This window comes from Coleofasciculus sp., assembly GCF_046565525.1.
GTDB lineage: Bacteria > Cyanobacteriota > Cyanobacteriia > Cyanobacteriales > Coleofasciculaceae > Coleofasciculus.
In genome coordinates, this window is sequence record NZ_JBKHUP010000026.1 from 35,359 (window position 1) to 59,788 (window position 24,430).

The 24,430-nt window shown below is 43.8% G+C and carries 17 protein-coding genes; 3 read left to right on the top strand and 14 right to left on the bottom strand.

What is annotated here, in order from left to right:
- Positions 1-34 precede the first annotated feature (34 nt).
- Positions 35-2,158: a DNA polymerase III subunit gamma/tau gene (locus ACLGGO_RS11730; RefSeq protein ID WP_446419437.1), complete on the top strand. Its 2,124-nt coding sequence runs from the start codon at positions 35-37 to the stop codon at positions 2,156-2,158.
- Between the two features lie 160 nt (positions 2,159-2,318).
- On the opposite strand, the gene ACLGGO_RS11735 is transcribed toward ACLGGO_RS11730, so the two are convergent.
- Complete coding sequence (locus ACLGGO_RS11735; protein WP_446419438.1) at positions 2,319-3,737, bottom strand: glycosyltransferase; 1,419 nt, start codon at positions 3,735-3,737, stop codon at positions 2,319-2,321.
- Positions 3,738-3,872: 135 nt separating this feature from the next.
- Here ACLGGO_RS11735 and ACLGGO_RS11740 point away from each other — a divergent pair, with 135 nt between their 5' ends.
- Positions 3,873-5,090, top strand: coding sequence for a bifunctional sterol desaturase/short chain dehydrogenase (locus ACLGGO_RS11740; protein WP_446419439.1), 1,218 nt, complete (start codon positions 3,873-3,875; stop codon positions 5,088-5,090).
- A gap of 93 nt (positions 5,091-5,183) precedes the next feature.
- On the opposite strand, the gene ACLGGO_RS11745 is transcribed toward ACLGGO_RS11740, so the two are convergent.
- The 13 genes from ACLGGO_RS11745 to galE form a co-directional block, all read right to left on the bottom strand.
- Positions 5,184-6,485, bottom strand: a complete 1,302-nt coding sequence (locus tag ACLGGO_RS11745; RefSeq protein ID WP_446419440.1) for a glycosyltransferase family 4 protein — start codon at positions 6,483-6,485, stop codon at positions 5,184-5,186.
- Positions 6,486-6,499: 14 nt separating this feature from the next.
- On the bottom strand, positions 6,500-8,047 hold the full coding sequence (locus tag ACLGGO_RS11750) for an ArnT family glycosyltransferase (RefSeq protein ID WP_446419441.1): 1,548 nt from the start codon (positions 8,045-8,047) through the stop codon (positions 6,500-6,502).
- 514 nt (positions 8,048-8,561) lie between these two features.
- Positions 8,562-9,416: a class I SAM-dependent methyltransferase gene (locus ACLGGO_RS11755; protein WP_446419442.1), complete on the bottom strand. Its 855-nt coding sequence runs from the start codon at positions 9,414-9,416 to the stop codon at positions 8,562-8,564.
- A 10-nt stretch (positions 9,417-9,426) separates the two neighbouring features.
- Complete coding sequence (locus tag ACLGGO_RS11760; protein ID WP_446419443.1) at positions 9,427-10,182, bottom strand: class I SAM-dependent methyltransferase; 756 nt, start codon at positions 10,180-10,182, stop codon at positions 9,427-9,429.
- 48 nt (positions 10,183-10,230) lie between these two features.
- Positions 10,231-11,760, bottom strand: a complete 1,530-nt coding sequence (locus ACLGGO_RS11765; protein WP_446419444.1) for a glycosyltransferase family 39 protein — start codon at positions 11,758-11,760, stop codon at positions 10,231-10,233.
- A gap of 55 nt (positions 11,761-11,815) precedes the next feature.
- Entirely contained in the window at positions 11,816-12,568 is a 753-nt protein-coding gene (locus tag ACLGGO_RS11770) for a class I SAM-dependent methyltransferase (RefSeq protein ID WP_446419445.1), read from the bottom strand.
- Between the two features lie 85 nt (positions 12,569-12,653).
- Positions 12,654-13,937 (bottom strand): glycosyltransferase family 2 protein, encoded by a 1,284-nt coding sequence (locus ACLGGO_RS11775; RefSeq protein ID WP_446419446.1) that lies wholly within the window; start codon positions 13,935-13,937, stop codon positions 12,654-12,656.
- Positions 13,938-13,964: 27 nt separating this feature from the next.
- Entirely contained in the window at positions 13,965-15,035 is a 1,071-nt protein-coding gene (locus ACLGGO_RS11780; RefSeq protein ID WP_446419447.1) for a glycosyltransferase family 2 protein, read from the bottom strand.
- 45 nt (positions 15,036-15,080) lie between these two features.
- Entirely contained in the window at positions 15,081-16,364 is a 1,284-nt protein-coding gene (locus ACLGGO_RS11785; RefSeq protein ID WP_446419448.1) for a glycosyltransferase family 2 protein, read from the bottom strand.
- A gap of 16 nt (positions 16,365-16,380) precedes the next feature.
- Positions 16,381-18,189, bottom strand: a complete 1,809-nt coding sequence (locus ACLGGO_RS11790) for an ABC transporter ATP-binding protein (protein ID WP_446419466.1) — start codon at positions 18,187-18,189, stop codon at positions 16,381-16,383.
- A 20-nt stretch (positions 18,190-18,209) separates the two neighbouring features.
- Complete coding sequence (locus ACLGGO_RS11795; RefSeq protein WP_446419449.1) at positions 18,210-19,349, bottom strand: glycosyltransferase family 2 protein; 1,140 nt, start codon at positions 19,347-19,349, stop codon at positions 18,210-18,212.
- Positions 19,324-20,508 carry a glycosyltransferase family 2 protein gene (locus ACLGGO_RS11800; protein ID WP_446419450.1) on the bottom strand — a complete coding sequence of 395 codons (1,185 nt, stop codon included), beginning with the start codon at positions 20,506-20,508 and terminating at the stop codon, positions 19,324-19,326. Before ACLGGO_RS11800 ends, ACLGGO_RS11795 begins: the two co-directional genes overlap by 26 nt.
- Before the next feature lie 23 nt (positions 20,509-20,531).
- Complete coding sequence (galE, locus tag ACLGGO_RS11805) at positions 20,532-21,614, bottom strand: UDP-glucose 4-epimerase GalE (RefSeq protein ID WP_446419451.1); 1,083 nt, start codon at positions 21,612-21,614, stop codon at positions 20,532-20,534.
- Positions 21,615-21,872: 258 nt separating this feature from the next.
- On the opposite strand from galE, the gene ACLGGO_RS11810 reads away from it, so the two are divergent.
- The gene (locus tag ACLGGO_RS11810; RefSeq protein WP_446419452.1) at positions 21,873-24,410 is read left to right on the top strand and encodes an AAA-like domain-containing protein; all 2,538 of its coding nucleotides are present in this window, start codon (positions 21,873-21,875) and stop codon (positions 24,408-24,410) included.
- Positions 24,411-24,430: the final 20 nt, after the last annotated feature.

The following is a 24,430-nucleotide window of genomic DNA, read 5'->3' on the forward strand; positions in this document are numbered from 1 at the left end:
CATATCTCCCAGAACCCTTACATCCTGAAGCCGCGTGAGTTACGAACCCCTCCATCACAAATATCGCCCTCAGACGTTTGCCGATTTAGTCGGTCAAGAAGCGATCGCGCAAACTCTCACGAATGCTATTGTTCAAGAGAAAGTAGCCCCAGCTTATTTGTTCTGTGGCCCCAGAGGTACGGGTAAAACCTCGTCAGCGCGGATTTTAGCTAAGTCCCTCAACTGTCTGACTACCGATAAGCCAACGCCTCAGCCTTGCGGTACCTGTGACGTTTGCCGCACAATCGCTCAAGGAACCGCCCTGGATATCACCGAAATTGACGCGGCGAGTAATACGGGTGTGGATAATATTCGCGAAATCATCGAACGCGCCCAATTTGCCCCGGTTCAATGTCGCTATAAGGTGTATGTGGTGGATGAGTGTCACATGCTTAGCAGTGCGGCGTTCAATGCATTACTCAAAACCTTAGAAGAACCGCCGAAACATGTTGTTTTTGTCTTAGCTACGACCGATCCCCAACGAGTTTTACCCACAATTATTTCTCGCTGTCAACGGTTTGATTTTCGCCGCATTCCGTTAGCGGCAATGGTCAAGCATCTTCAGGTTATTGCCACCAAAGAAACCATAAATATTACAACGGATGCAATTACCTTGGTAGCACAAGTGGCGCAGGGGGGATTGCGAGATGCCGAGAGTCTGCTGGATCAACTCAGCTTGTTAGCCGGAGAAATAACCGTTGAGTGTATCTGGGATTTAGTCGGGGCAGTACCCGAACGAGACTTGCTAGCACTGAGCCAAGCGATCGCGAGTAATGATGCTCAAGTCGTTCTCGATTGTTGCCGCAATTTAATGGATAGGGGACGAGAACCTTTAGTTGTGCTGCAAAATTTAGCCGGATTTTATCGGGATTTACTTATTGCGAAAACTGCACCCAATCGTCAAAATTTAGTGGCTGTCACACCGCCTACCTGGAAACAGTTATGCGAATTTGCTCAAACTTTGGATACTGCGGATATTTTACGCGGACAGCAACACTTAAAAGCCAGTGAAGCACAAGTAAAAAATACAACGCAACCGCGCCTATGGCTAGAAGTCACCCTGTTAGGTTTATTACCCGACGCTCTACGGGTTGAACCCGGGGCAACTCAGACGCGATCGCACCAGCCACCGTCACAGGTTAGCCAACCGAAAACACAGCCGCCAGAACCTCAACACCGGACTCAACCTGCCTCCCCACCCCCTGCTGCGGCGAATCAAACACCAGCCGCGAAACCCATTTCCCAAATTCCTGAAACTCAACCGCCACCCCAGGTAAAAGCATCGGAGTCACCTCCTCCATCTTCCAATAACGGGACAGTTCCCTCTATTCCTGTTCCTGAACAATCGGCTGATACAGAACACATTTGGCAACAGATTATTGAAAATTTGCGACCCTATAGTGCCAAAGAATTCTTGCGTCAGCATGGTGATTTAGTGAGTTTTGATGGAACAGTGGCACAGATAGGGATCACAACTAAACCCTTGTTAAAGTATGCCAAAGATAATCTGCAGAATATTCAAGCAGCATTTGAAGCTGTGTATCAGAAACCTATCAAAGTAAACTTCACAGTTATAGGGGGGAAATCGGCTAAACCAACGGCGACGAATCGGGAAGTTGTTACCCCTTCAGAGTCTAAATTATCGTCAAATGTAGAAGACGAGACGCCTAAGGAAGATAAGAGAGAGATAGAAGAAGAAGATAGAGGAATGGTTATTCCTCAACCCGAAAGTCACCTACCCCAACCGAATCAAACTTTGTCTGATAGGGCTGAGGAAAATATGCCAATTTCCCTACCTCAATCTTCGATATCAGCACCTATAGACGCCGGAGAGTGGGATGAGGAAAAAATACAGGATGCCGTAACGACTATAACAAAATTTTTCAGTGGGAATGTTATTACTCTAGATGACGAATTGAATATGCCGGAGTTGGAGGCGAGTTCATCTACAGAGGACACGAAGCAAATGCATTCCCTTCAATCTCAGTCCTTTAATGATAAGGCATCAACGGCAATTCAAGAGAAACCAACGCCAGGAAAAACGCCGGATAATTCTACTCTATTATTCCAGAGACCTGATACATTGGAATACGATAATGACGGTGATATTGCGTTTTAGTTATTTGTCAAGGGAACAGAGTATAGGGAATGATGATTGTTTAGCCGGATTTGATATCACTTAGTAGGGGCGGGTTTAGTCACTTATGGGTGCACCCGAAAAGATAGTAGTGAAAGTGAGCCCCTACACAAGCGCCAGGTTCGCTGAACGAAGCGAAGGGTCAAAACTCAAAGCTTTCCTTCTCCGTGCCTTGATGCACGGTTTTCACCCATTTTAATCGCTTGGGACGCACTGACATGCGAGCCGTTGTTGCTGACATCACCACCATCCAATGCAGCATGTATAGAACACCGCGTACTGTTTGCAAGGCATTGAGAAATACAGTGCCGACTGTCAAAGGTTCATCCCGTTGAATCCGACGCAATCCCGTAAACATGCCGATGAAAGATAGAGTCAGCGCTAATCCTGTAATCGGACTATAAAGGGGTAAACGAGAGCGAAGCAGCGCCATTAAACAATCAGGTATAGCTGCCGTTGGCAATAGGTACTGAATAATTAAAAATGAGAATAAATCGATGGTTTTGCCAAAACCCAAACGATTACTCGCAATCAGACGCCAGTAATCTAAATAACGCTGATATCCCCCTTCTGCCCAACGACTACGCTGATGCCACAGAGATAGGGCGCTAGTCACCCCTTCTTCATCCACCGCCGGGAATTCTAGGAAACGAATATTCCATCTATCTAGGTGCAGGCGTATGGTTAAATCCAGGTCATCGGTAATGGTTTGCTCATTCCAGCCGCCACAGCGTTCTAATGCCAAACGGCGCACAAACTGACCATTTCCCCGCAGTTCACCAATTCCATCAATGGCAGTCCGTTGCTGTTGAAAGTAGCTATCCAGCGCCATTTCTGCCATCTGTCCTTTTGTCCAGAAATTCAGGGATACATTCGCGATTGCTTTTCGTACCTGTACCGCCCCAACTTTCGACTGATTAAAGATTGGCAGCACTCGCCGCAGCAGATCTGTGGTCAGATGAGCATCGGCATCAAATACGCCAATAATTTCCCCTTTTGTCAGGGGTAATACCTGATTCAACGCTCCGGATTTACCCCCTGTCGCGTTTGCATCGCGATGAAATACATTTAACTGATCGTATTCTGCCGCGAGTTGCTCTAAGAGGATGGGGGTTTTATCGGTACTGTGATCATTAATTACCCAGAGTTCGCAGCGTTCTTTGGGGTAATCTAAATTGCACAGCATCCTCACCAGGTTCTGAATCACCGCCTCTTCATTTTTAGCTGCTACCAGTAAGGACACATAGGGAAAATCAGCCGGATTGTCTCCCTGTAGCGGTTTCGGCACTCTGAGGGGTCGCGCCACTAATACCCGTATCGCCTGAATACCCAACAGTGCGGTTAAACCAAAGACTAACCAAGAACCCCAGGATAGAAGATGCAGAGTAATTGTCCCACCCCAAATCAGGGTTAGCGCCAACGCCGCTTTGCGTCGTCGCCCTTCGAGTCCCTGAAAGAAAAAGTCACTTTCAAAATCATCTTCAGACCACTCAGACAGCAGAGAGCTAAGGGGATCAAGCTCACTGCTATGATTATTCTCTGTCCAGGAGTTCTCTGGCATAAGCTCCTTGATTTCTCCACCCACACAAATTGTATCTAATTGTATCTTATTTCGTTAATTTTTTTATACTTTGAGGAGTATGCTCTAGGATTTTAACGTTTGCTCTTTCTGAATGGGTGAGGATATAGCATTTGTATGGTGATGTCTTTTGTGAGTACAGCAGCATGGGGACTGGGTTCTGTCCTGTGGGTGGAACTAATCCGCGATTTTTATCACATCCTGTCCCATCATTGGACGCCCTTATATCGGTTGCATGTCTGGCACCATCGGGTGTTCAAACCGGATTTAACGTCGGTTAGTGAGCAAATTTATCGCCAAGCTCATTGGTACAATGATTTACCGGAATCCCTGGTCATGTTGCTGTTTAGCCTAGGACTGTGGGGGGTAGCTTATATCTGGACACAACCCCATTGGGTGGCTTTGGCGGGCGTTGTCTATACCTTAAGCTTTTTAGGAGGTGCGATCGCGCGGGGGAGTGGACTCTCCGGTGCGGATGAATTAACCGACTTAACTCATCGTCCGGGACAATTCTTTACTCCTCCCTCAAACTGGACGGTAAATCGCCCCTATCATTGGCGACATCACTTTGATAACCAAAAGGCTTATTATTGTGGCACATTGACCTTCGTCGATAAACTTATGGGTACCGCGCTATCCCTGAAAGGCAAAACTGTAGCCGTTACCGGGGCGTCTGGCACACTGGGGCGATCGCTGTTGTATCATTTGCACCAACGGGGGGCTAAAGTTATCGCATTAACCTCAAAGTCAGACCCGATCATTTTAACGGCAGAGGGCGAACCGCTATGGGTGAAAACGATAACTTGGCAGGTGGGAAACGAATCTGACTTAACGGCTGAGTTAGAATCGATTGATATTCTGATCCTCAATCATGGGATTAACGTCCATGGGGAGAGAACCGCTGACGCGATCGCGAAATCTTATGAGGTGAATACATTCTCCAGTTGGCGGTTATTAGAATTATTTTTGCAGACCGTTCGCACCAATCAAGATATTGCCCGCAAGGAAGTGTGGGTCAATACTTCAGAAGCCGAAGTCAGTCCAGCCGTCAGTCCTCTGTATGAATTAAGCAAACGGGCATTAGGGGATTTAGTCACATTACGCCGCTTAGATGCGCCTTGTGTGGTACGGAAGCTGATTTTGGGACCGTTTAAGAGTAATCTCAATCCCATTGGCGTCATGTCTGCGGATTGGGTTGCCAAACAAATTATCAACTTAGCGGTTCGAGATGTACGGAATATTATCGTCACGATTAATCCGCTAACCTTTTTGGCATTTCCGATTAAAGAGTTTTTTGTCAGTCTGTATTTCCGACTCTTTAGTCACAAGGGATAGGGAAGCAGGGGTGTAGGGGCGGGTTTTACAGATAACTCATGGCTACACACGGATAACTGAACTAAACCCGTCCTTCTCTGGGAAGCATCGCATTTAGGATAGGTTTGAGCTATCACTAAAAAGGAAATCGCGCAATTGCTTGCCTACTGCCTCTAGAGAAAAGCTAGTTTCGACTCGATGTCGGGCACGTTTCCCTAACTCACACCGCCAAGCTGGATCATCGAGAACTCGACCGAGAGCCAGTGCTAGGGCGGTTGCGTCTTCGCGAGGGACAATCAGTCCCCCTGATAACTCACCCTTCTCCAGAATATCAGGTACACCGGGCGCATCAGTAGCCACGACGGGTAAACCACAAGCCATGGCTTCTAGAGGGGCAACGGGGAAACCTTCATGGCGAGAGGGGAGAGTGTAGAGGTCAGCTGCAGCCAGATAGTTACGGATAGCCCTGCGGTCAAGGATGTACTCATTGATCCAAATTACACCGGGTAAGTGCATTTGTGAAATCCGTTGACGCAGTTGATCCGCATCGCTACCAGTGCCCACCAGCAGTAGCCGCAAGTCTCGTTCTGGGCGGTGGCGATAAACCTGTTCCCAAGCCGTGGTTAGGATATCGAGTCCCTTACGACGCAGGTCAATTCGCCCATGCCAAACCACCACCTCAGCCTCTGGTGGGATTCCTAGGGTTGCTCTGGTGGTCACGCGATCGCCCTCATCCCATATACTCAGGTCTAAGGGGTTGAAAATCTGGGCTATTTTGCTCGAAGGTACACCATACCGAGACTGCACTCGCTGGACTTCCGTCTGGGTGGCGACAATTAAACCAGCGCAAGCTTGCATGGAGAATGGACGCAGGGGACGTTCCAGGCGACTCATCTGGAAGTCTCCCCCCTGAAACGTGGCAAATACGGGTAAGCCGATTAACTGCCCTAACAGTACACACATATCAAAGCGAGCATATTCGTATTCTTGACATAAAATTGCCTGACAGCCTTCCTGGCGTAGTTCGTGGGCGAGTATCCTCAAGGGCGTAGCGAGGTAGGGGGCAATGTCTCGTAGTACGGCTGATAACAGGTAACTCGCACCTCGAACCATGCGGCGGTGGATAGCGCGATAGCTTTTAGGGGCAGGCAGTACACAGATCGTCGCACCTGTTGGTAAATGGGTATAGCGTGTCGGTGTATTCACCTGGGCTGAAATGCAAAATAATACCGTCCGCACGCCAGCAAGTTGCAAGGCGTCGATGTAGCCGAACATCCAGCCCCCTGTCATTTCCTGACAGAATCCCTCAAAGGAGATGCCAATACTGTCGAGAAAGTCTTCAATTAGATCGCCCCAATGCAGTAATGCGATCGCGGGTTGTGTTTGGGGGCTTACTCGATAGTAGCTTGCATACATATCCAATCAACTGTTCAGCTTTTGGTTTTGCTATTTCTTACGACAAATGTATAACAAGGATAACTAGCATTTAACAATTTTAAATTATACTCCTGTTCTAAGTAGGATTTTATTTTAAAGTCGCAAGTAACAACTATTTCATCATCAAAAATATTGTCTTTGGAAGATTTCAATTGAATAGAGTAAGAATTGAGATTATAAACCTTTGTGTAAAAAAGTAAATGGGCATTGTAATCATTATTAACGACTGATAAATTTCTTAATTTCGGATAGGTGCGATTAAGTTTTTTAAAATAGTCGCCGTACATAAGTTGTGGGTTATCAGGTTGGCTCCAGTCATAAATAATTCCCTGGTGTTTATATATTTTATTATAAACTGTATCTAAATAGGGTATAACAAAGATACTACTCACAAGTATACCAATTAACAACTGTCGCTTAAAGCCATAATCAATTTGTAGTTCACTGATAGTTAAGTTTAAAATTTCAGATAATCCTATGCCAACAATCATAGAAGCTAGTGGATACACAGGTGCATCATACCAAGGTAGCTTTGTTTGAGCAAAAGAGACTATCAGTAAATAAGAACTCAAGTAAAATAAACCAAAAATAACAAAATTTTTTATTTGACGACTACTCCTAGTTATATTGACGACAATAAAACTAATCGGGAGAACATATACCCAAGGAACAAATTTCTGCTTAATTTGACTTAAATAAAAGGAAATGGGTCCTTGATGATTCTCAAGAGTATTGGAGTACCTTCCTATGATTTCGTTCGCTATTACAGCCTTTAAATAGCCGGGATTGTAGTATTCTCTTAAAATATAAAAGCTAGAAACTGAAATAAAGAATATTATTGCAGCAATGTAAATTTTAGGTGAAGATAACACCTTGCCTAATTTTCTTTGATATGCAGCATATAATACCAAACCTGGTACAGCAAGAATGCCAGCAACACTTTTAGTTAAAACAGCCAATATTAAAGCTGTAGTTGCTATAAAGAGATAAAAATTCTTTTTATCTACATTACAGTGCAAGTAGGTAAAAAATGAAAGAGAGTAGATAGTAATCCAAAGCACAAGCATGGCATCGAAATCACCAGTTCTAGCTACGTGTTCTCCTATATATCCAATACTTGTTACTAAAACTAATCCGCTGATTAAGCCTATTTTAAGATCGTTAAAATATTTTGTTCCAAACCAAAAAATAATGATTGTTGTACTCATAGCACATACCGCTGATGGCAAGCGCAGAGCAAATTCGTTATATCCAAAAACTTTCATGGATAGAGCTATGCACCAAATGAGAAGAGGTGGTTTGGTTCCCACCATTTCAGGTTGACCATCATAATAGGTGACAAGCCAATTACCATTAACGGTCATTTCAAAAGCATTTATTGCTCGCCTTGACTCGTCCCACATACGGATAGAAATTGCATCAAGTCTAAAAAAGAAGACAAAGTAACAAGCTGCTAAAAGTAATAAAAAGCTTATGATGAATCTGTATTTTAATATCTTTATTATTATTGCTTTTTTCTTGGTCATTTTAATTTTATTCATCTTTGATTAAAAAAGATTGTTCCTATTATATTTTTCCTTGTCATTTAGTGAGTGACGCTACGGCATAACCCGTTAGTGGGTTAAAAGAAACAACGTAATCATCCTTATCAACTACTTGTTGTGGAAACTGAAGCTACCATCATCAATAACGGCAACAAAAAGATTAGATATCGGTCATAAAAGCCAAAAGCTCCTAATCCCACAAATCCCAGCGGGATAAAGTAAATAAATATAGCAGAAATACCGATTACAGCGATCCATCTTCTGTCTGTGATTTGAGACTCTTGATTCTTAGCAAGGATTTTGGGCGTTATTTCGAGTTAACTTAGACTGTTGAGGCATAAAATCACGGTATAACTGAATTTGGAGCCGTTTTAACTAACAGTTTGGCATAGTAAGTCCGGAAGAGCCATACTTTTATATTTACTCTGAAAAAACAGGTTTATTTTCTTTCAATGCACTATAGGTTATTTGAATAACTGGGGCTGGATAGGGTTGAAAAACTTAAACCTGATCACAGCTTCACAGGGCTAACTTTGAAGATAAGTAGATCTTGTGGGCTTACCCAGGTTGACGTGCTACCAGACCAGAGTCCTAGGACAGGTGCTTGGGCTAACTCTAAACCCGCTTGTTTGGCAAAAGACTCAATCAGACGCAGGCGATAAGCAGTCATCTGTTCAGGGTTGTCTGGATTGGCAATAGCAAAGTTGTCACCGTAGTGTCCATATTGATGGTCAAAATTGAATTCGGGTCGTGCAAACCCCAATGGTCTTGGCTGTCCAGGTCGATAATTGTCAGACAAGAAGAAGCTGAAAAGACATCGTCCCTCTGGCTTAAGAACCCTGGCAGACTCCTGGAAGTAGTTCGCCGCAGCCTCAGGCAGCAGATGCGTGAAGACAGAGGCTGCATAGACGATATCAAAGGAATTATCAGGATAAGGAAAGCGATACCTATTGGCACCTACCTCTCCCTTGGGATTATAGAAAGTGTTATTGATATCTGCCCAGATAAAGCAGAAGTTTGGGTAAGCCTTATGAAACGTTTTTTCCAGGAATTTAATCTTGTTTTGGCAGATATCAAAGCCATCATAGGAACCATCTGAGGACAAGATATAGCGCAGGGGAAAAGCAATCCGCCCAAGACCGCAGCCTATTTCAAGGATATTGCTGTTTCGGGTTATGCCACCATAAACTCGTAGGAGCATACTCCATTCTTCCGCCCAACGAAACCACTCTTCGAGTACATCAATACCTTCTTGATGCATTAAATTTAGAGGTGGAATTAGTTCAGGTTCGTAGGCTACAGAAGCTTGTTTAAAGGGAAGCAGATAAGTTAAATTTTTGACTGTAAATTTCCTCAAATTTATCATGGTTATGTCTCTAATTGTTGAAAATTTTCTGTGTTAATCGATGAAAAGCCGTAGCAAGTCTGTGGATAGGCTTCCGGTGAGCTGAATCAGATAACAACGTCTGGAACATAAGCTCTTGCTCACAGTCGATAACCGGAGGCTGCTCAATTGGATTGGGCAATAGCAGTGCTAAGGCAAAGCCTCCCCACATCTCTCCTTGAAACCTTGGGTTAGAGGACAAAATACCCTGAATGAAGTCAACATTTACCCAGTGTACATGGCGATTTGATGACCAATTTGCATCTAAAATGGCACGACGCACAACGGGGTTAAAGCTATCATGTATCAGTATGTAAAGTGGTGTGCTGGGTTGAAATTTAAGTACATTTTCTATATCCTGCTTTGTACCAGCATAGGAATGAGATCCATCGATCAGAACGAATTCTAGAGAAGCACCACAGTTTGCCAGTTGTTCTAGTATAGGGGGTAACGTTTTCTGTGAACGCCCTATCGTCAATTCAACATTCGGAAATTTTGAACCGAGTCGCTCAATTAAGGTCGTATCAATATCAAAGGAGTAGACTTTTTCAGAAAATTTTGATAAGACAGACAAGCTACCTCCTCCTGCTGTTCCTATTTCAATGGCGCACTTAGGTCGAATCTTGTCTAATAGCATGATTAAGGCACAGCACTCAGCGGATGACATTTGCCATTCCGGAAAGTAACCATCTGCATAAAAAATAGCTTCGTAGCTATTACTGGGTGTCCATAGTTGGGTATCGCTCATCTCTGATCCTATTTCGGTAATCCTGAAAAAAACATAACAAACATGAAACTACTTTTTCAAACGCCATAACCCCCTAGACTGATTAACTCGCTCCACATTATAATCGTATTTTTTTTCAATTTCCTTGTATAATACTTTAGACGTGTGAAATAAAAAAATATCTGTGTAATCATTAGGAATATTGGGTGTGTTTGGCTCAACCAGTAATAGCAATTTAACTTTAGCATCAAGCAAATAGCTGAGAGAAAATAATTCACCAGGATTTAAGTAGTAGTTTGTACTACTAATTAAAAGAGGACGACTTGTCGGGTTAATAATGGAAGCTATTGGGATATTATCATTACTAAACTCCTTGTTCCATGCTGTTTTTTGAGGCAAATTAATGGCACAGGAAATAATTTCTATTGAAATCAGCATTGCTGTTATTATTTGCCATACTTTTTGTTTTGAAATATGACTAGAGGTAATCTTCGTACTAAGAAAATAACTTACAGCCAGTTGAATCGATAAATAACTCGGAATTAAATAACGATTGACTGTCGATCTGCGTCCGCCAAAGATTAGGTCTGGTAGTAATAGCAGCAGTAATGGAATTCCACCTAATGCCAATAAAAATAACCAGATTTTCCGATCTGATTTTTTCAACAAAAAGTAAACTGAATACCCAATTAATATTAAAACAGGCGGAGCGACAATAATTAAAGGATTATCGATTTTTTGGAAATCAAAGAAAATCCGCGTCAAATCCCCCAGCCAATTTTTGACTAAAAATGACCCCGATACTTCTTTTGCTGTCCAGCTTACCCCATTGGTGTCGCGTAAATTAATCAACCACGGCACAAAAGAGAGAACTGCTAATAGGGAACTTAACCCATAAGCCATTAGATTTCGACTTAAGCGAAAGCTCTCAGAGATCAAGACATAGACACCGTATGCTAGCACAAGTAACAGGGAAAGGTAATGGGAGTACAGCGCCAGAGATAGGGTGACGCCATAAATTATCCAACTTTGCTTAGTCTGACATTTTATGGCTCTAAGTAGCGCTGCACTGGATAACAAAATGGTCACTGTCCATAAACTATACTGCCGTGCTTCTTGAGCATATAATACATGAAAAGGTGATAGGGCGATTAGAGCAACGGCTATCCAGGCTGTTAACGATGACTTGAATAACTCTCGGCACAACCAGTAGGCACTGGGAAAAATGAGCAAACTAATGACAGCAGATAAACTTCTTATCCCGGTTATTGAGTCACCGAATCCTTGAACCCATAATCGTGCCATGGCGTAATAAAGAGGGGGGTGTTGGGGATCTTCTTCGGCAAGGCGTTTGACTGTATCAACGACACCCCGTTCAGAATTAATCCGTTGGTACTTATGCAACTCTTCGATGCTAATTACCTCACCTGTAAAGACACCCTGAGTTAATTCCTTAAGGGAGTAACCAGAAAGCCGTAAAGATGTGTAAGTTTCATCATGCCAGTAAATTTTTTGATCGAGATTGGCGAAGCGAAAGAATATACCCATAACTAATAATACAATGATTAAAAAGCGAATTATGTTGGGCGTAAATTTCATAAAAATAGATAGACACCATTGCTGGCAATAATACTTAATTAAAGGTTAGAATGTTTTAAAGCAACTCTGCCCTTTTCTGCCAAGCAGATGCAGTTTCTGTACCTTTGGCTTCAGGCTTGTGTTGGACGTAACTTAACCAGGTAATGGGACTGAGTAAGGCGCAAACGAACTCACGCTTAAGGGGGGATAAATGAGAGAAAGCAACATCATGGCAAAGCACCGTGATCGGATTAATAAAGCTAGCATAACTCTGGCAGGGTAAACCGATCAGGTTCTTCAGTTCATCTAAGGTGTAGCCACGTCGTACATGACCCCATTCAGCCATAACATCGGCATCACTAGGGCAGATAGGTTTCATGAATTCGTAGTAGGGAAACCGCCAGTTTTCGTTGGGAGTGCTGACTAAGAGAAAACCACCGGATCGCAGCACTCGCCGTGCCTCTGATACAGCTTTTTCATGGTGTGGAATATGTTCTAAAACATCGAACATGGTGACAGCATCAAATGAATCATCCTTGAAAGGTAGCGCCGTTGCGTCTCCACAAACAAAGCGGACTCGTTCCTGTTGATTGCAGGGCGCTTGGGAATATTCAGTATTAAGATCCAGGTTGGTGACTTTTGCTTGGGGATATAACAAAGCCGTGAGACCACTCTGACCCCCACCGACTTCGAGAATTTCTCTAAAATTTTGCTCTGGAGCAATGCGATGAATAGCACGCATTTTTTCTCGGTAAAAAAAGCCCTGACTTAGGGGACGAGAAAAAGGATTTTTCGATAAAAAATGATTGAGTGGTGCTTTATTTGTCATGGGTGAGGGGTTGATACTTATTATTTTCTGTACAGAGCCTAATCTAGAGTAAGCCTCAATGAAACTAAAAAAAGCTTTGCCCCTTTCACACTTGGACTCGATTTTGTAAATAAAACTTGATTCCGGCTAAGCACCCCAAAATTTCTGTGACTAAGGTTTTGTGCCTGGAACTAAAGCCTCTGAGGATACCGCCTAATAATACCTTGGCGTAATATCCCGGTAAAATGACAAATAAGCGAATCAAGTTACCCCAGTGTTTATATCGGGCGAATTGAACTAACAGAGCAACAACATGTCCCCGCATGTATTGATACATCTGCTGTTTATAACGCTCAAGTTCTTTGCGGTGGTAGTGGAAAACCACTGCTGTTGGTTCGTAACGACAAAGCCAACCTTCAGCTAAGACTCGATACCAAAATTCCGAATCCTCACTACAGCCAGATGCTCCCGCCCCTAAGCGTTCATCAAAGTTGCCAACTTGATCAAAAATATGGCGACGAAACGCCATATTAGCACCTGCACCGATGCGCCATACGGGAACACCCAGAGGTTGAATTGACTCAAAAAAATGTTGATCAAAGATGCGCTTTCGGTATCCCCAACTAAAGTTTCCGTGACCCGTTTCAAAGGTTAATTGAGATTCGGTTTCAAGTTCTCCGGGTAAGACTAATCCCGTCACCGCCATCACTTGAGGATTCTCAAAGCCTTGCTGAATTCGACGAATCCAGTCCGGATGAACAGCTACATCATCATCAGTGAACGCAATAATCTTGCCTGTACTGTGGCGAATGCCTGTATTACGCGCTACACTCAGACCCGGACGAGGTTCTAGGATGTAGCGAACACCAGGTATTTGGGAAACCACTTCCCTTGTTGCCTCTGTAGCGGGTGCGTTGTCTACGACAATAATTTCCTGGGGAGGCTGTGATAAACTTTGGAGCGATCGCAAACATTTTTCTAATTGCTCTGGACGGTCTCGGGTACAAATCACAACGGAAACCGTTTCACTGTCAGATTCTTTTGATAAACATTCATCAAGTCTCTCTAGAGGGCGGTCTAATGCTAATAAAGTATAAAAATCTGGGGGTATCGCTGGGGGCTGGTGTACGGGATGCTCCGATAGCGCCGCTTTAAACCCTTGAGGCAAAAGCCGATCGCCAACGGCAGGCGTAATCGTTTGTACAATTAGATTGGCGAGTTCCGTAGCACTCATCGGTAACTGTGCCGCTGAAATCGCGCGATCGCCCAGGGGAACGCCATGCAACCAAAACACCAGATACAGTCCCTGATAGTCCGGTTCAGCCGATAATGCTGGGATGACTTCACTTAACTCAAGGTGGAGAATTTTCCAAGGAATAAACGTACTCATAAAATCTACTGATTAATTCACTCGTAATTAATGTCCGGTAACATCCTGGCAACTGACAATTTTTTCACGATTCAATGTCAACATTGAACGGCATTTGCGCCCCAGCAAGCCGATTCCTTCAAAGCAAAGCACACGAATCATCCAGCGCCAAATTCTGGCAGAACGACTGCACTTGAGTGCTTCTTGAAGTTGGGATACAGTGGCGTCTACATCGCCAGTAGCGAGGAGATTCCCTGCCGTTTCTACTGCCCAACCTGCATAGGTTTCTCTCGCCTGACTGGTCAATTGGTAAGCGACGGTAGGCGGCAGATAGTCAGGTAGATAGGATTCTATAATTTCTGTTGCTTTACGCATATCTTGAACCAGCTTGTTGGTTTTGACAGAACGTTGCGTTAGCGAACCCAGTCGCTTAACTCGATAGACAGCAAGAGGCTCAACTTCAAACCCGATGGGGTACTCCGTCGCTATTCTCACCCACATTTCCCAATCCTCCCCGCAGCATGAAAAACGGCGGTCAAACCCACCCAGTTTTTCGTAAACATCCCGCTTGACAACGATTGAGGGTGTGGTTATCCGTTGTCCGGCAGCAATCTGTTCTAACCAATTCGGTACAATGCCACTTTCCGGTTTTTCGAGGTGGGAAATGCTTTGCCAGTGTCCGTATTCGTCCATATAAATATGGCGACAGAACGCCGCACCAATTTCTGAATTTCCCTCAAAAGCCCTTTGAAGTTTACAATAGAAGTTATCCCGCACATAATCGTCACCATGAAGGATGTGGATTAACTTACCACGCGATCGCTGCAAGCAGGTTTCAAAATTGCGGATATAGCCAACATTTTCTGGCTGTCTGTAAAAATGCACTCGACCTTGACCCAGTTCCTTTACTACCGCTTCTGGATCATCCTGGGTAGAATGGTCATCAATCACCTCAATTTGCATCACCTGCGATCCTGGGTCTTGAGCCAACACACTTGCCAAGGTTTCCCGCAGATATTGAGCGCAATTATAAGTAGGAATCATCACCGACCACAAAGGGCGCGGTTCTCCCTCTGGTATCGGTAAAATTGTTGCTCGATAAGGATGTTGCTCACTCATAGCTCATGGGGATCATTACCGGATAATTTGCTAAAAATTGAGAATTTATTTTTGCAGGATAATGTTATCATCTTGAGGGCAGCTAAGTTTTTGAAGCGCTAGCCCTGGCTCTGAAATAAATTGCTGCTTAATCTGCTCAATACGCCTCTGTGAACGAGGATATTCTCCCAAAAGCCCGACAATTCCCCCCCAGAGTTCGGCGAGAATCATTCCCGGCGGTAAAGGATGAAGCCCCATCAAACTCTCTGCAAGCTGGCGTAACTGGTATTGAAACCACCATCCGACCAACAGGCGAAAGCTTAAACGCATGGAGATGTCTTGCTGGTAAGATTTAACCACAAATGCCATAAAACCTAACCCCCACGTCCAATACTGATGGCGGAGTTTTGCCAGTTCCCGACGGTGTTGGTGAAACACCAGGTATTGAGGTTCGTACACTAAAGGATATCCTGCCCGAACTACGCGGTAAAAGATATCCAAATCCCCGCCACCCGGAAGCGGTGCGCCTGTATCTAACGCCTCATCAAAGCCACCCAGTTTGAGTAAAGCCTCCCGGCGAAACGCCATATTGCATCCCGCACCAAATCTGCCAGCACCACAGGGATAGTCAAAACTTCCCGGTAAGGTTTGACCATGGCAGATTTTCTCAAAACCGCGCCGAAATCCGCCCCTTTTTTCAAACAGAATTTGTGCCTCTGTGACCAACTCATAGGGCAGAACCAACCCAGTAAACCCACCCGCATCGGGATTTTCTGCCCAGGCTTCTACCAGTCCATTGAACCATTGACGGTCTACAGTTACATCATCATCAAGGTATGCCAGAAGTTCACCTGTCGCCTCTTGCAAAGCACGATTGCGAGCAAAATCCAGACCCGCTTTCGGCTCCCGTTTATAGCACACGGTCGGTAATGTGTCAATTAAATCTTTGGTGCGCTCATCAGACGGTGCATTATCCACCACTAAAATTTCAAAACAAGGCGAACCATCTGATAGTTGTAGCTTAAGTAAAGACTCCAGACATCTTGCCACATTGTCGGGACGGTCTTTGGTACAAATCGCCACTGTTAGGGAAGGAAACTCCTCTGGATTCGCCGGAGACACTAATTCTTCTCGGATACTTTCCTGAAGCAGCTTTGTGCCAATTTCCCGACTCAGGAGTGGTGCTAAATCTTCAGGAGTCATTACGCTGTTTGGCGGGAGTTCTTGCATCACCAAACCGATGGGTCTGTCTTTACGGCGCAGTACCAAAGCGATACCCGTTTCGTCCTCCTTTGTGTGGAGGGTGGGTAGGGGTTGAGTGACTTCCAAATCAATGATGGAGTAGGACATAAGTCTCGTTTCAGGGTCAAGCTGGAGAATGGTGATATTGCAGTCGGTGGAGTTTGGCAAAGAGTCCGTTGAGTTGGAGAAGCTGCTGGAGATTCCCCAACTCAACCACCTGTCCATTCTCCATCACAATAATCTGGTCTGCTTTTTCGATAGTAGACAGGCGATGGGCGATGACAATGACGGTACGGTTATGGCTAAAGGTATTCAGCGCTTCTTGAATTAAGTGTTCTGAAATCGTGTCTAGGGCGTTGGTTGCTTCATCTAGAATCAGAATTTCTGGATTGCGGATGATAGCACGGGCAAGGGCGATGCGCTGTCGCTGACCGCCTGAAAGCCGAATTCCTCGGTCACCCACTTTGGTCTCGTAGCCTTGGGGGAGTTGCATGATAAACTCATGGGCATTGGCTTGTTTGGCGGCGGCAATTACCTCTGCTTCTGTTGCTTCTAAGCGACCATAGGCAATGTTCTCCCTGACGGTATTACTGAAAATATAAATGTCCTGACTGACAATTGCCAGATGACGGCGCCAGGATAGTAAATCTAATTCTTTTAAGGGGTGATTGTCTACATAAATTTCGCCTTCAGTAACCTCATAAAAACGGCAAATTAGGTTAACGAGGGTAGACTTCCCCGCACCGGAAGGACCCACAAACGCGGTGGTTTTACCACGGGGAATTGAGATTGAGATATTATGTAATGCTGGTTTATCGTGGGGATTGTAGCGGAAGCTAACGGAGTCTAAAGAAATAGCCTGCTGCAATCCGGAAAACGTCAGATTGCCAGAGCGGATATAGGGCTTGTCCGAGGGTTCCAGAAAGTACATTACATCATCCACTGAACTCGCTAACATCAGCAACTTAACGCGATTGCCACCGAGCAGTTGCATCTGCGGCTGGAGTCGGTAAAGAATGAACAGGAAGGTCAGCAGGGTAGGTAATGCAGTTCTATCTTGCAGCAGCGCAATCACCATAATGCTCAACACGAGCAATGCCGAAAGCACCTCATAGAGCGGATTCACTGACGCCGATAGAGTATCGAGCTTCATAAAGATATTACGGACTTGCTCAGACGCCTGATCAAACTGCTTTTGCTCGTAAGGTTCCCGTCCAAATGCTCTAATGGTTCTCATCCCTGCTAACCCTTCATACATTCGTCTTCCGAGGGCGGCATTCACTTGTACTGCCTTTTGTCCCAAAGCTTTGGACTGGCGCGTCACAAACTGGATAATTAGGGAAATCAAAAGCATGATCCCGCCCACTAATAGCGTCAACTGCCAGGAAATCAGCAGGAGTAAGGCGACATAGACAAAGGTAGTACAGGAACTTACGATCAGGTTGACCAATACCCCTAGTGCTTCACTGGTGCGCCATGTCTCAGTTGCCAATGTATTGAGTAATTTGCCGGAATCTTTAGTTTCTAAGAAGCTGTAGCTGACGCTTAATAACTGATCGAAAATACGAGAGCGCAACCGATGACTGATACGCGAATTTAACCATGCCAAGAGAACCGAGTTACCGTAGGTTAGGCAGTTTTTCAGTACAATAGCGCCAAAGATAAATAGGGGAATAACGACTAGGCGCTGACTGGTAGGAACGGTACTGAGAAATTGGTTGAGAAAGCCGATTAAAGCATTATCACTGACTGTTGGGTTGGAGGTTTGAGACAAGTTCTGTAGAAAAGGAATGAACAAGCTAACCCCCAATCCTTCCGAAACTGAAGATAAAATTCCCAGGGTAACAATTGCCGGAATTGCCCAAGGGTAAATTTTTAGCAGTAGGAGTAATCGTTTAATAACCTTCTTCTCCCTGATTTTGATACAACTCAGTTTTGATTACCTAAAGTTAATTATTGAATTGCATAACTCCTTTGCAAATATAGCCATTTCAACCGAGCTTGCTCGTACAGTTTTGAGGGCAACAGATTGCGAATTCTAATTAAACGGTTAATGTCTGATTGTGTGAAGGGTTTTGAGCCAGATTTTTTTGATGACTTTAAAATCTTATTCTCAAGGGAGAAAAGCTTAAATATTCTTGCTTTTTTAATTTTTTGAAATAAAATATAATTAATTATTTTAACGATAATTACGTACAAATCATGTCGAATTAGAGTCATACTCACATCGAATTGCCATGCTTTATATAACCAGTACAGAGCTATGCTCGGATTTCCATCTTTGCTACTTTGATGAGCTAAATACATATAAAAATTACTGATAGACCACTGATAAACAGCAGCAGGTATTTCTGGATGTCTTTTTTGGACAGCTTCCAATACTAAAGACTGGGATTTAGCCATTGATTGATAGTTTCGGGACATACTGTTAGTGAGCTGACGATAGCCAATTAGAAACTCTGGAACAACTCGCACCTGATAGCATTCAGCAATACGCAGATAAAGATCCCAATCTTCACAACCTTGAGCCTCTTGGAGTCTCAGATCACAGTTATAATCGCCTACTTTTTCAATACAACTACGACGGATTAAAGCCGCACTGGCATTACCTAAAAAGTTTCGATACACCAGTATTCCATAGACTTCTCCTTCATAGTTATAACTATGAAATCCACCACTAATGAAGTCTTCTTCATCAATTTCAACTGACCACGCATAAACTAAACCTACTGATGCATCCGCTTCCATGATGCATTGGACTTGCTTTTCTAAATTATGAGGATACCAAATATCATCAGCATCAATTGGTGCAATGAATTCTCCCTTAGCGTATTGGATAGCCAAATTTCGCGCAGCCGCCACTCCTGAATTAGGCTGTTGCAATAAGGTAACACGGCGATCTTGTTGAGCAAATGAGTACACAATCTCAGCCGTCCGGTCTTGGGAACCATCATCGACAACTAAAACTTCGATATTTTTGTAGGTCTGGGATAAGACAGATTTTAACGTTTTTTCAAGAAACGCTTCTGCATTGTAGGCGGGTATAATCACTGAAACTAGAGGATGACTAATAAATTGATGATATGCGTTCATGTTTTTTTATCTTGGGGATTTGCCAGGTTTTTGGTGTACCCAGTACTAGGGGGGCTATTTTATGTAATACTTTCTCTGCCAAAACTTTAAAGTTGGTCGTGACTTTTCGTTGGTTAATATCTTCAATTCTAAGTACTCGATTATTAGATTTTAACTTTTGCTTTAACTCTCCCCAAAACCAATGATCTGTCCAAATTAGAGACATTACTGGGTAAGCCACTATCTTAAAAATGGCTTTAATTAAAAGAAGATATAGACCTAAGCGGAAAAAAGGCGTAATCAAGTCTGCTTGTAAAGCCTTATAAACCCAAAACAGCGTACTCTTATCTCTAGCACAGCGACTACTTTCGCTGGCTAGATGCATGTAGAAACTACTATTAGACAACTGCTGAATAACAGCAGGCATATTAGGATATTTTTTGCGGATAGATTGCCATATTAAATCGCGAGACTTTGCCATGGAATCGTAGTCACAAGACATGCTGTTAGGACGCTTGCGATAACCAACCATAAACTCTGGAACTACTCTAAATTGATAATTTTCAGCAATCCGTAGGTAAATATCCCAATCTTCACCACCTTGACCTTTCTGTTCTCTGAGTTGGCAGTTGTAACTACCACATTTATCCAAACAAGAACGGCGAATTAAAACACAACTAGCGTTAGCGATAAAATCGTGACACAGTAGAGTTACATAGACCTCTCCCTCAATCTTAGCCGCACGAAACCCTCCAGTTGGTGAATCATTTTCATCAATATCCACTGACCACGAATAAACTAACCCAACAGAGGGATCAGATGCGAGAAAACATTGGACTTGCTTTTCAATATTTTCGGGATACCAAATATCATCCGCATCAATGGGAGCAATGAATTCTCCTTGAGACTTTTCAATGCCTAAATTCCGGGCGGCGGCGACTCCGGCATTTTTCTGTTGCAACAAGACTACCCGTTTATCTTGTTGTGCAATCGATTTAATAATCTCAGGGGTTCTGTCTTGGGAACCATCATCGACGACTAAAACCTCTAGGTTCTGATACGTCTGAGATAGAACGGATTTTAGTGTCTTTTCAATAAAGGCTTCGGCGTTATAAGCTGGAATAATAACCGAAACCAGGGGTAAGGTAGAAGCTACGCGATCGCAGTTCGGGGTGATCATGAATTTTTGGGTTGCTGCTGAAACTATAAATATGCCCCAGATGCGCCAATACAAGGCTCAACAGTTCGTTTCGCTCGCCAACCGTGGCGTTGTTGATGCCAATGCCAAGCATGGGTGATCATATCCTTAAGTTCTGGGTATTGGGGCTGCCAACCTAAAACCTGCTTGGCTTTTTCTCCAGTGCTGACTAGCATAGGGGGATCTCCTGGGCGGCGAGGGCATTCGATCACTGGGATCGGTTGTTGGGTCACTGTTCTGGCGGTTTCAATCACTTGTTTGACGGAGAAACCTTTGCCACTACCCAGGTTAAAAATTTCACTTTCATCAGTTTGCAATAGTCGAGCTAATCCTAGCAAGTGCGCCTGGGCAATATCACTAACATGAACATAGTCTCGAATACAAGTACCATCTGGGGTAGGATAATCGGTGCCAAACACAGAAATGGATTCTCGCCAACCGAGGGCGCTAAACAACACGGAGGGAATCAGGTGGGGTTCTGGGGTATGATCTTCTCCCAAGCGTCCCGCCGGATCTGCCCCAGCCGCATTGAAGAAGCGGAAACAGATATACTTTAACTTGTATGCCGCCTCAAAATCAGCCAGCATTTTCTCGACCATCAATTTACTACTACCATAGGGATTGATGGGATTTTGGGTTTGTTCTTCCGTAATCGGTAATGACTTTGGGATGCCATAAGTGGCACAGGTGGATGAAAAGACTAGCTTTTTCACCGAAGCCGCCACCATAGCTTCCAACAGCGTCAGGGTTCCCGCCACGTTGTTACGGTAATACTTGGCTGGGTTGATGAAGGATTCCCCCACATAGGCACAGGCGGCAAAGTGGATGACCCCTGTGATAGAGTGAGTGGCAAATACCCGATCAAGTAAGGCGCGATCGCTGATACTCCCCTTAATTAAGGGAACCTGCAAAACGTTTTCCACGAAATCTCGATGTCCGCAGGTTAGATTATCCAAAATAACAACCTGATAACCCGCCTCCTTTAAGGCTTGCACGGTATGAGATCCGATATATCCGGCTCCCCCTGTAACCAGGAGGGTTGGTGTCTGTTGAGATGCAGTTGCCCAGGTTTTATCGGTTTGGTACACTCGGTTTTGAGCTAGAAGTCTTATAGATTGGTATTATTATAAACTTGTATCATACATTAGGTGCTAGTTGATACATAAGGGAGTACTTTATAAAATCTTCACACTAATCCCCAAATTATCAGGTTCTTATGAAGATTTCATAAAGTTAATTCATTGAGTGTGGTGTATAAGTTATCAGTCCTGGGAAATAGAACAATTTAGGATACAATCCTGTCAGAGGGAAATTCCGTATTTTCACCGACACCCCAGGTGCGTCCCATGATCGCAGTCCAAAACTCAGTCTATGAGTATCAAGTTGGGGGTTGTCTACCCATTGATGCTCCTACCTACGTCGTTCGACAAGCTGACAATCAACTCTACGAAGCGCTCAAAGCCGGCGAGTTTTGTTATGTCCTCAACGCTCGCCAGATGGGGAAGTCTAGCTTACGGGTTCGCACAATGCAGCGCCTGAATCAGGTGGGGTTTGCTTGCACGGCGGTTGACTTGAGTGCGATCGGATGCCAAAACATTACTCTAGAACAGTGGTATGCCGGGATTGTTTACACCTTAGCCAGCAGCTTCGATCTCATGGATGCTGGTGAATTGGAAACCTGGTGGTCTACTCGCCAGACTCTTTCTATTGTGCAACGTTTTAGAACGTTTATCGATGAGGTCTTACTCCGAGCAATTCCTCAGAATTTGGTGATTTTTTTTGATGAAATCGATAGCATTCTCCGCTTAAACTTCCCCGTTGATGATTTTTTCGCCTCGATCAAATCCTGCTATAATCAGCGAAGCAATAATCCCAACTATAAACGCCTCGCCTTTGCTCTCTTCGGTGTCGCCACACCTTCAGATCTAATTCAAGATAAATACCGCAGTACTCCCTTCAATATCGGTCAAGCCATTGAACTTTCGGGTTTTCAGCTAGAAGACGTTCAAGCCTTGGTGCAAGGATTAGTAGGAAAAGTCAGTCATCCTGATGTGATTCTCCAAGAAATTTTAACTTGGACAGGAGGTCAACCTTTTCTCACTCAAAAGCTATGTAAATTAGTCCATCAACATATCGAGAAGCAAGGGCATTTAACTAAAACCTGGGAGACGCGACAACCTAGCCTGCTACAGAGACTTTATTCGGGCAGAAATGTTCAAGCTAAAATCTCAGATTGGGTCGAACAACTGATTCAAGAACAAGTGATTAAAAATTGGGAGGCTTTTGATGAACCTGAACATTTAAGAACTATTCACAATCGCTTGAGCAAAGGTGGAAAGAGTAATCCGGAAATCATTGATCTCTACCAGCAAATTTTACAACGTGGACAAATCGCGGCTGATGAAAGTCGCTCAAAAATGGAATTGCGGTTGACCGGAGTAGTGGTCAAGCAAAATGGCAAATTACGAGTCTATAACCAGATTTACCAGTCTGTTTTTAATCAACAGTGGGTTCAGCAGAACTTTCCTAATCTACCTCAACCTGTTTACGTTCTGAAAACGGATAACAAGGCGGATAAGCCGGACTTAGACATCCTCTCTAGTGTGGAAGTAGAACTCATCTACAATCACTTAATCGACTGTGTACAACGGGAGTCCCCGGCTCAGTTGATTGAGCGTTTCCGTCAATTGTTCATCCATGGTAATGGCTATCCTGAACCGACAATTTTGGCAGCACTCTACGTAATCACGGCGTCTAAACAGGCTGAAGAAAAGTTTAAAAATATTCTCTATCGCTGCTGTCATATCCTGGTGAACCGTTGGCAAATGACGCCTAAACAAAATGTCGCGATCGCACATTTACTGGGTCTGTTCCAAAGCCCCCACCAGCCTACCTCTAGCCGTTTGCGACAACTCGTGAAAACCTTTATCGACTCCGAAGAATATCGCACTTTAAAACGTCTTGTGAAAGTAGTCGATGATTCAGTACCAAGTTTTATCGACCTGGAAGAGTATCGAGTCTTAGAATCTCTGGGGGAAGTGGTAGATGATTCAGCAAAGGGAGAGGAGGATTCTACACCAAAACCGAAAAAATTAGCTCACTTAATTAGTCATTATCCCTTCTTATTCTCTTATTGTTTATTGAGTCAAGGCTGTTCCGAGGAAACTCAGCAAACCATCAAAAAACTGCAAGGAGAAAAACAGCAACGATTAGAGGACGAACTTTTGCAGTACGCTACTTATCTAGTTGAGGGAACTACATCCTCAGCTACAAATAGAGAGCAATTGGTGAACAATCCCACTCTATTGAATGATCAGGAATTGTATCTAGCACTGCAACAGTTTGGCGGAAAAGCTGAAAATTCATATACGTACCGTGAGTTGGCTCAAAACTTTCTTCACCAAACTTGCCGAACTCCATCTTATTCCCTGTTTAAAGAAAATTTATATCAGTATCTAGTTACGTCGATCGATCCGAGCTATGGGCAACACAACTTTTATAGATTATTGAATAAGCACCTAACGAATACGCTAACTGAATGTAACAATCATAAAGTGGACACTTCTTTGATTGGAAAAACATGCAGCCAGTTGTTTGATTTGCTCGTTGTTGAAAGTATGGAAAAACCCCAACATTATTGGTTTTGTGATTTAGTCGATAATCTGGGTTCTCTAAAAATGACAGTTTTACTGCTCAAAATTGTCCTATTGTCTCCCCAGTTGATTCGCCCTGACCTTGAAAGACGCTTGGCTATTTTATTTAATCATTACGAATCAACACCGATTGAAGAGATTCTCTATTTAGTTAAATCGATGGAAAATTTAAACGTTGCGTTTATTGTCAATTTTGGCGTCAGAGATTTTTCATGGCTGAACCAGTATTAAATAGGAATTATGAATTTACT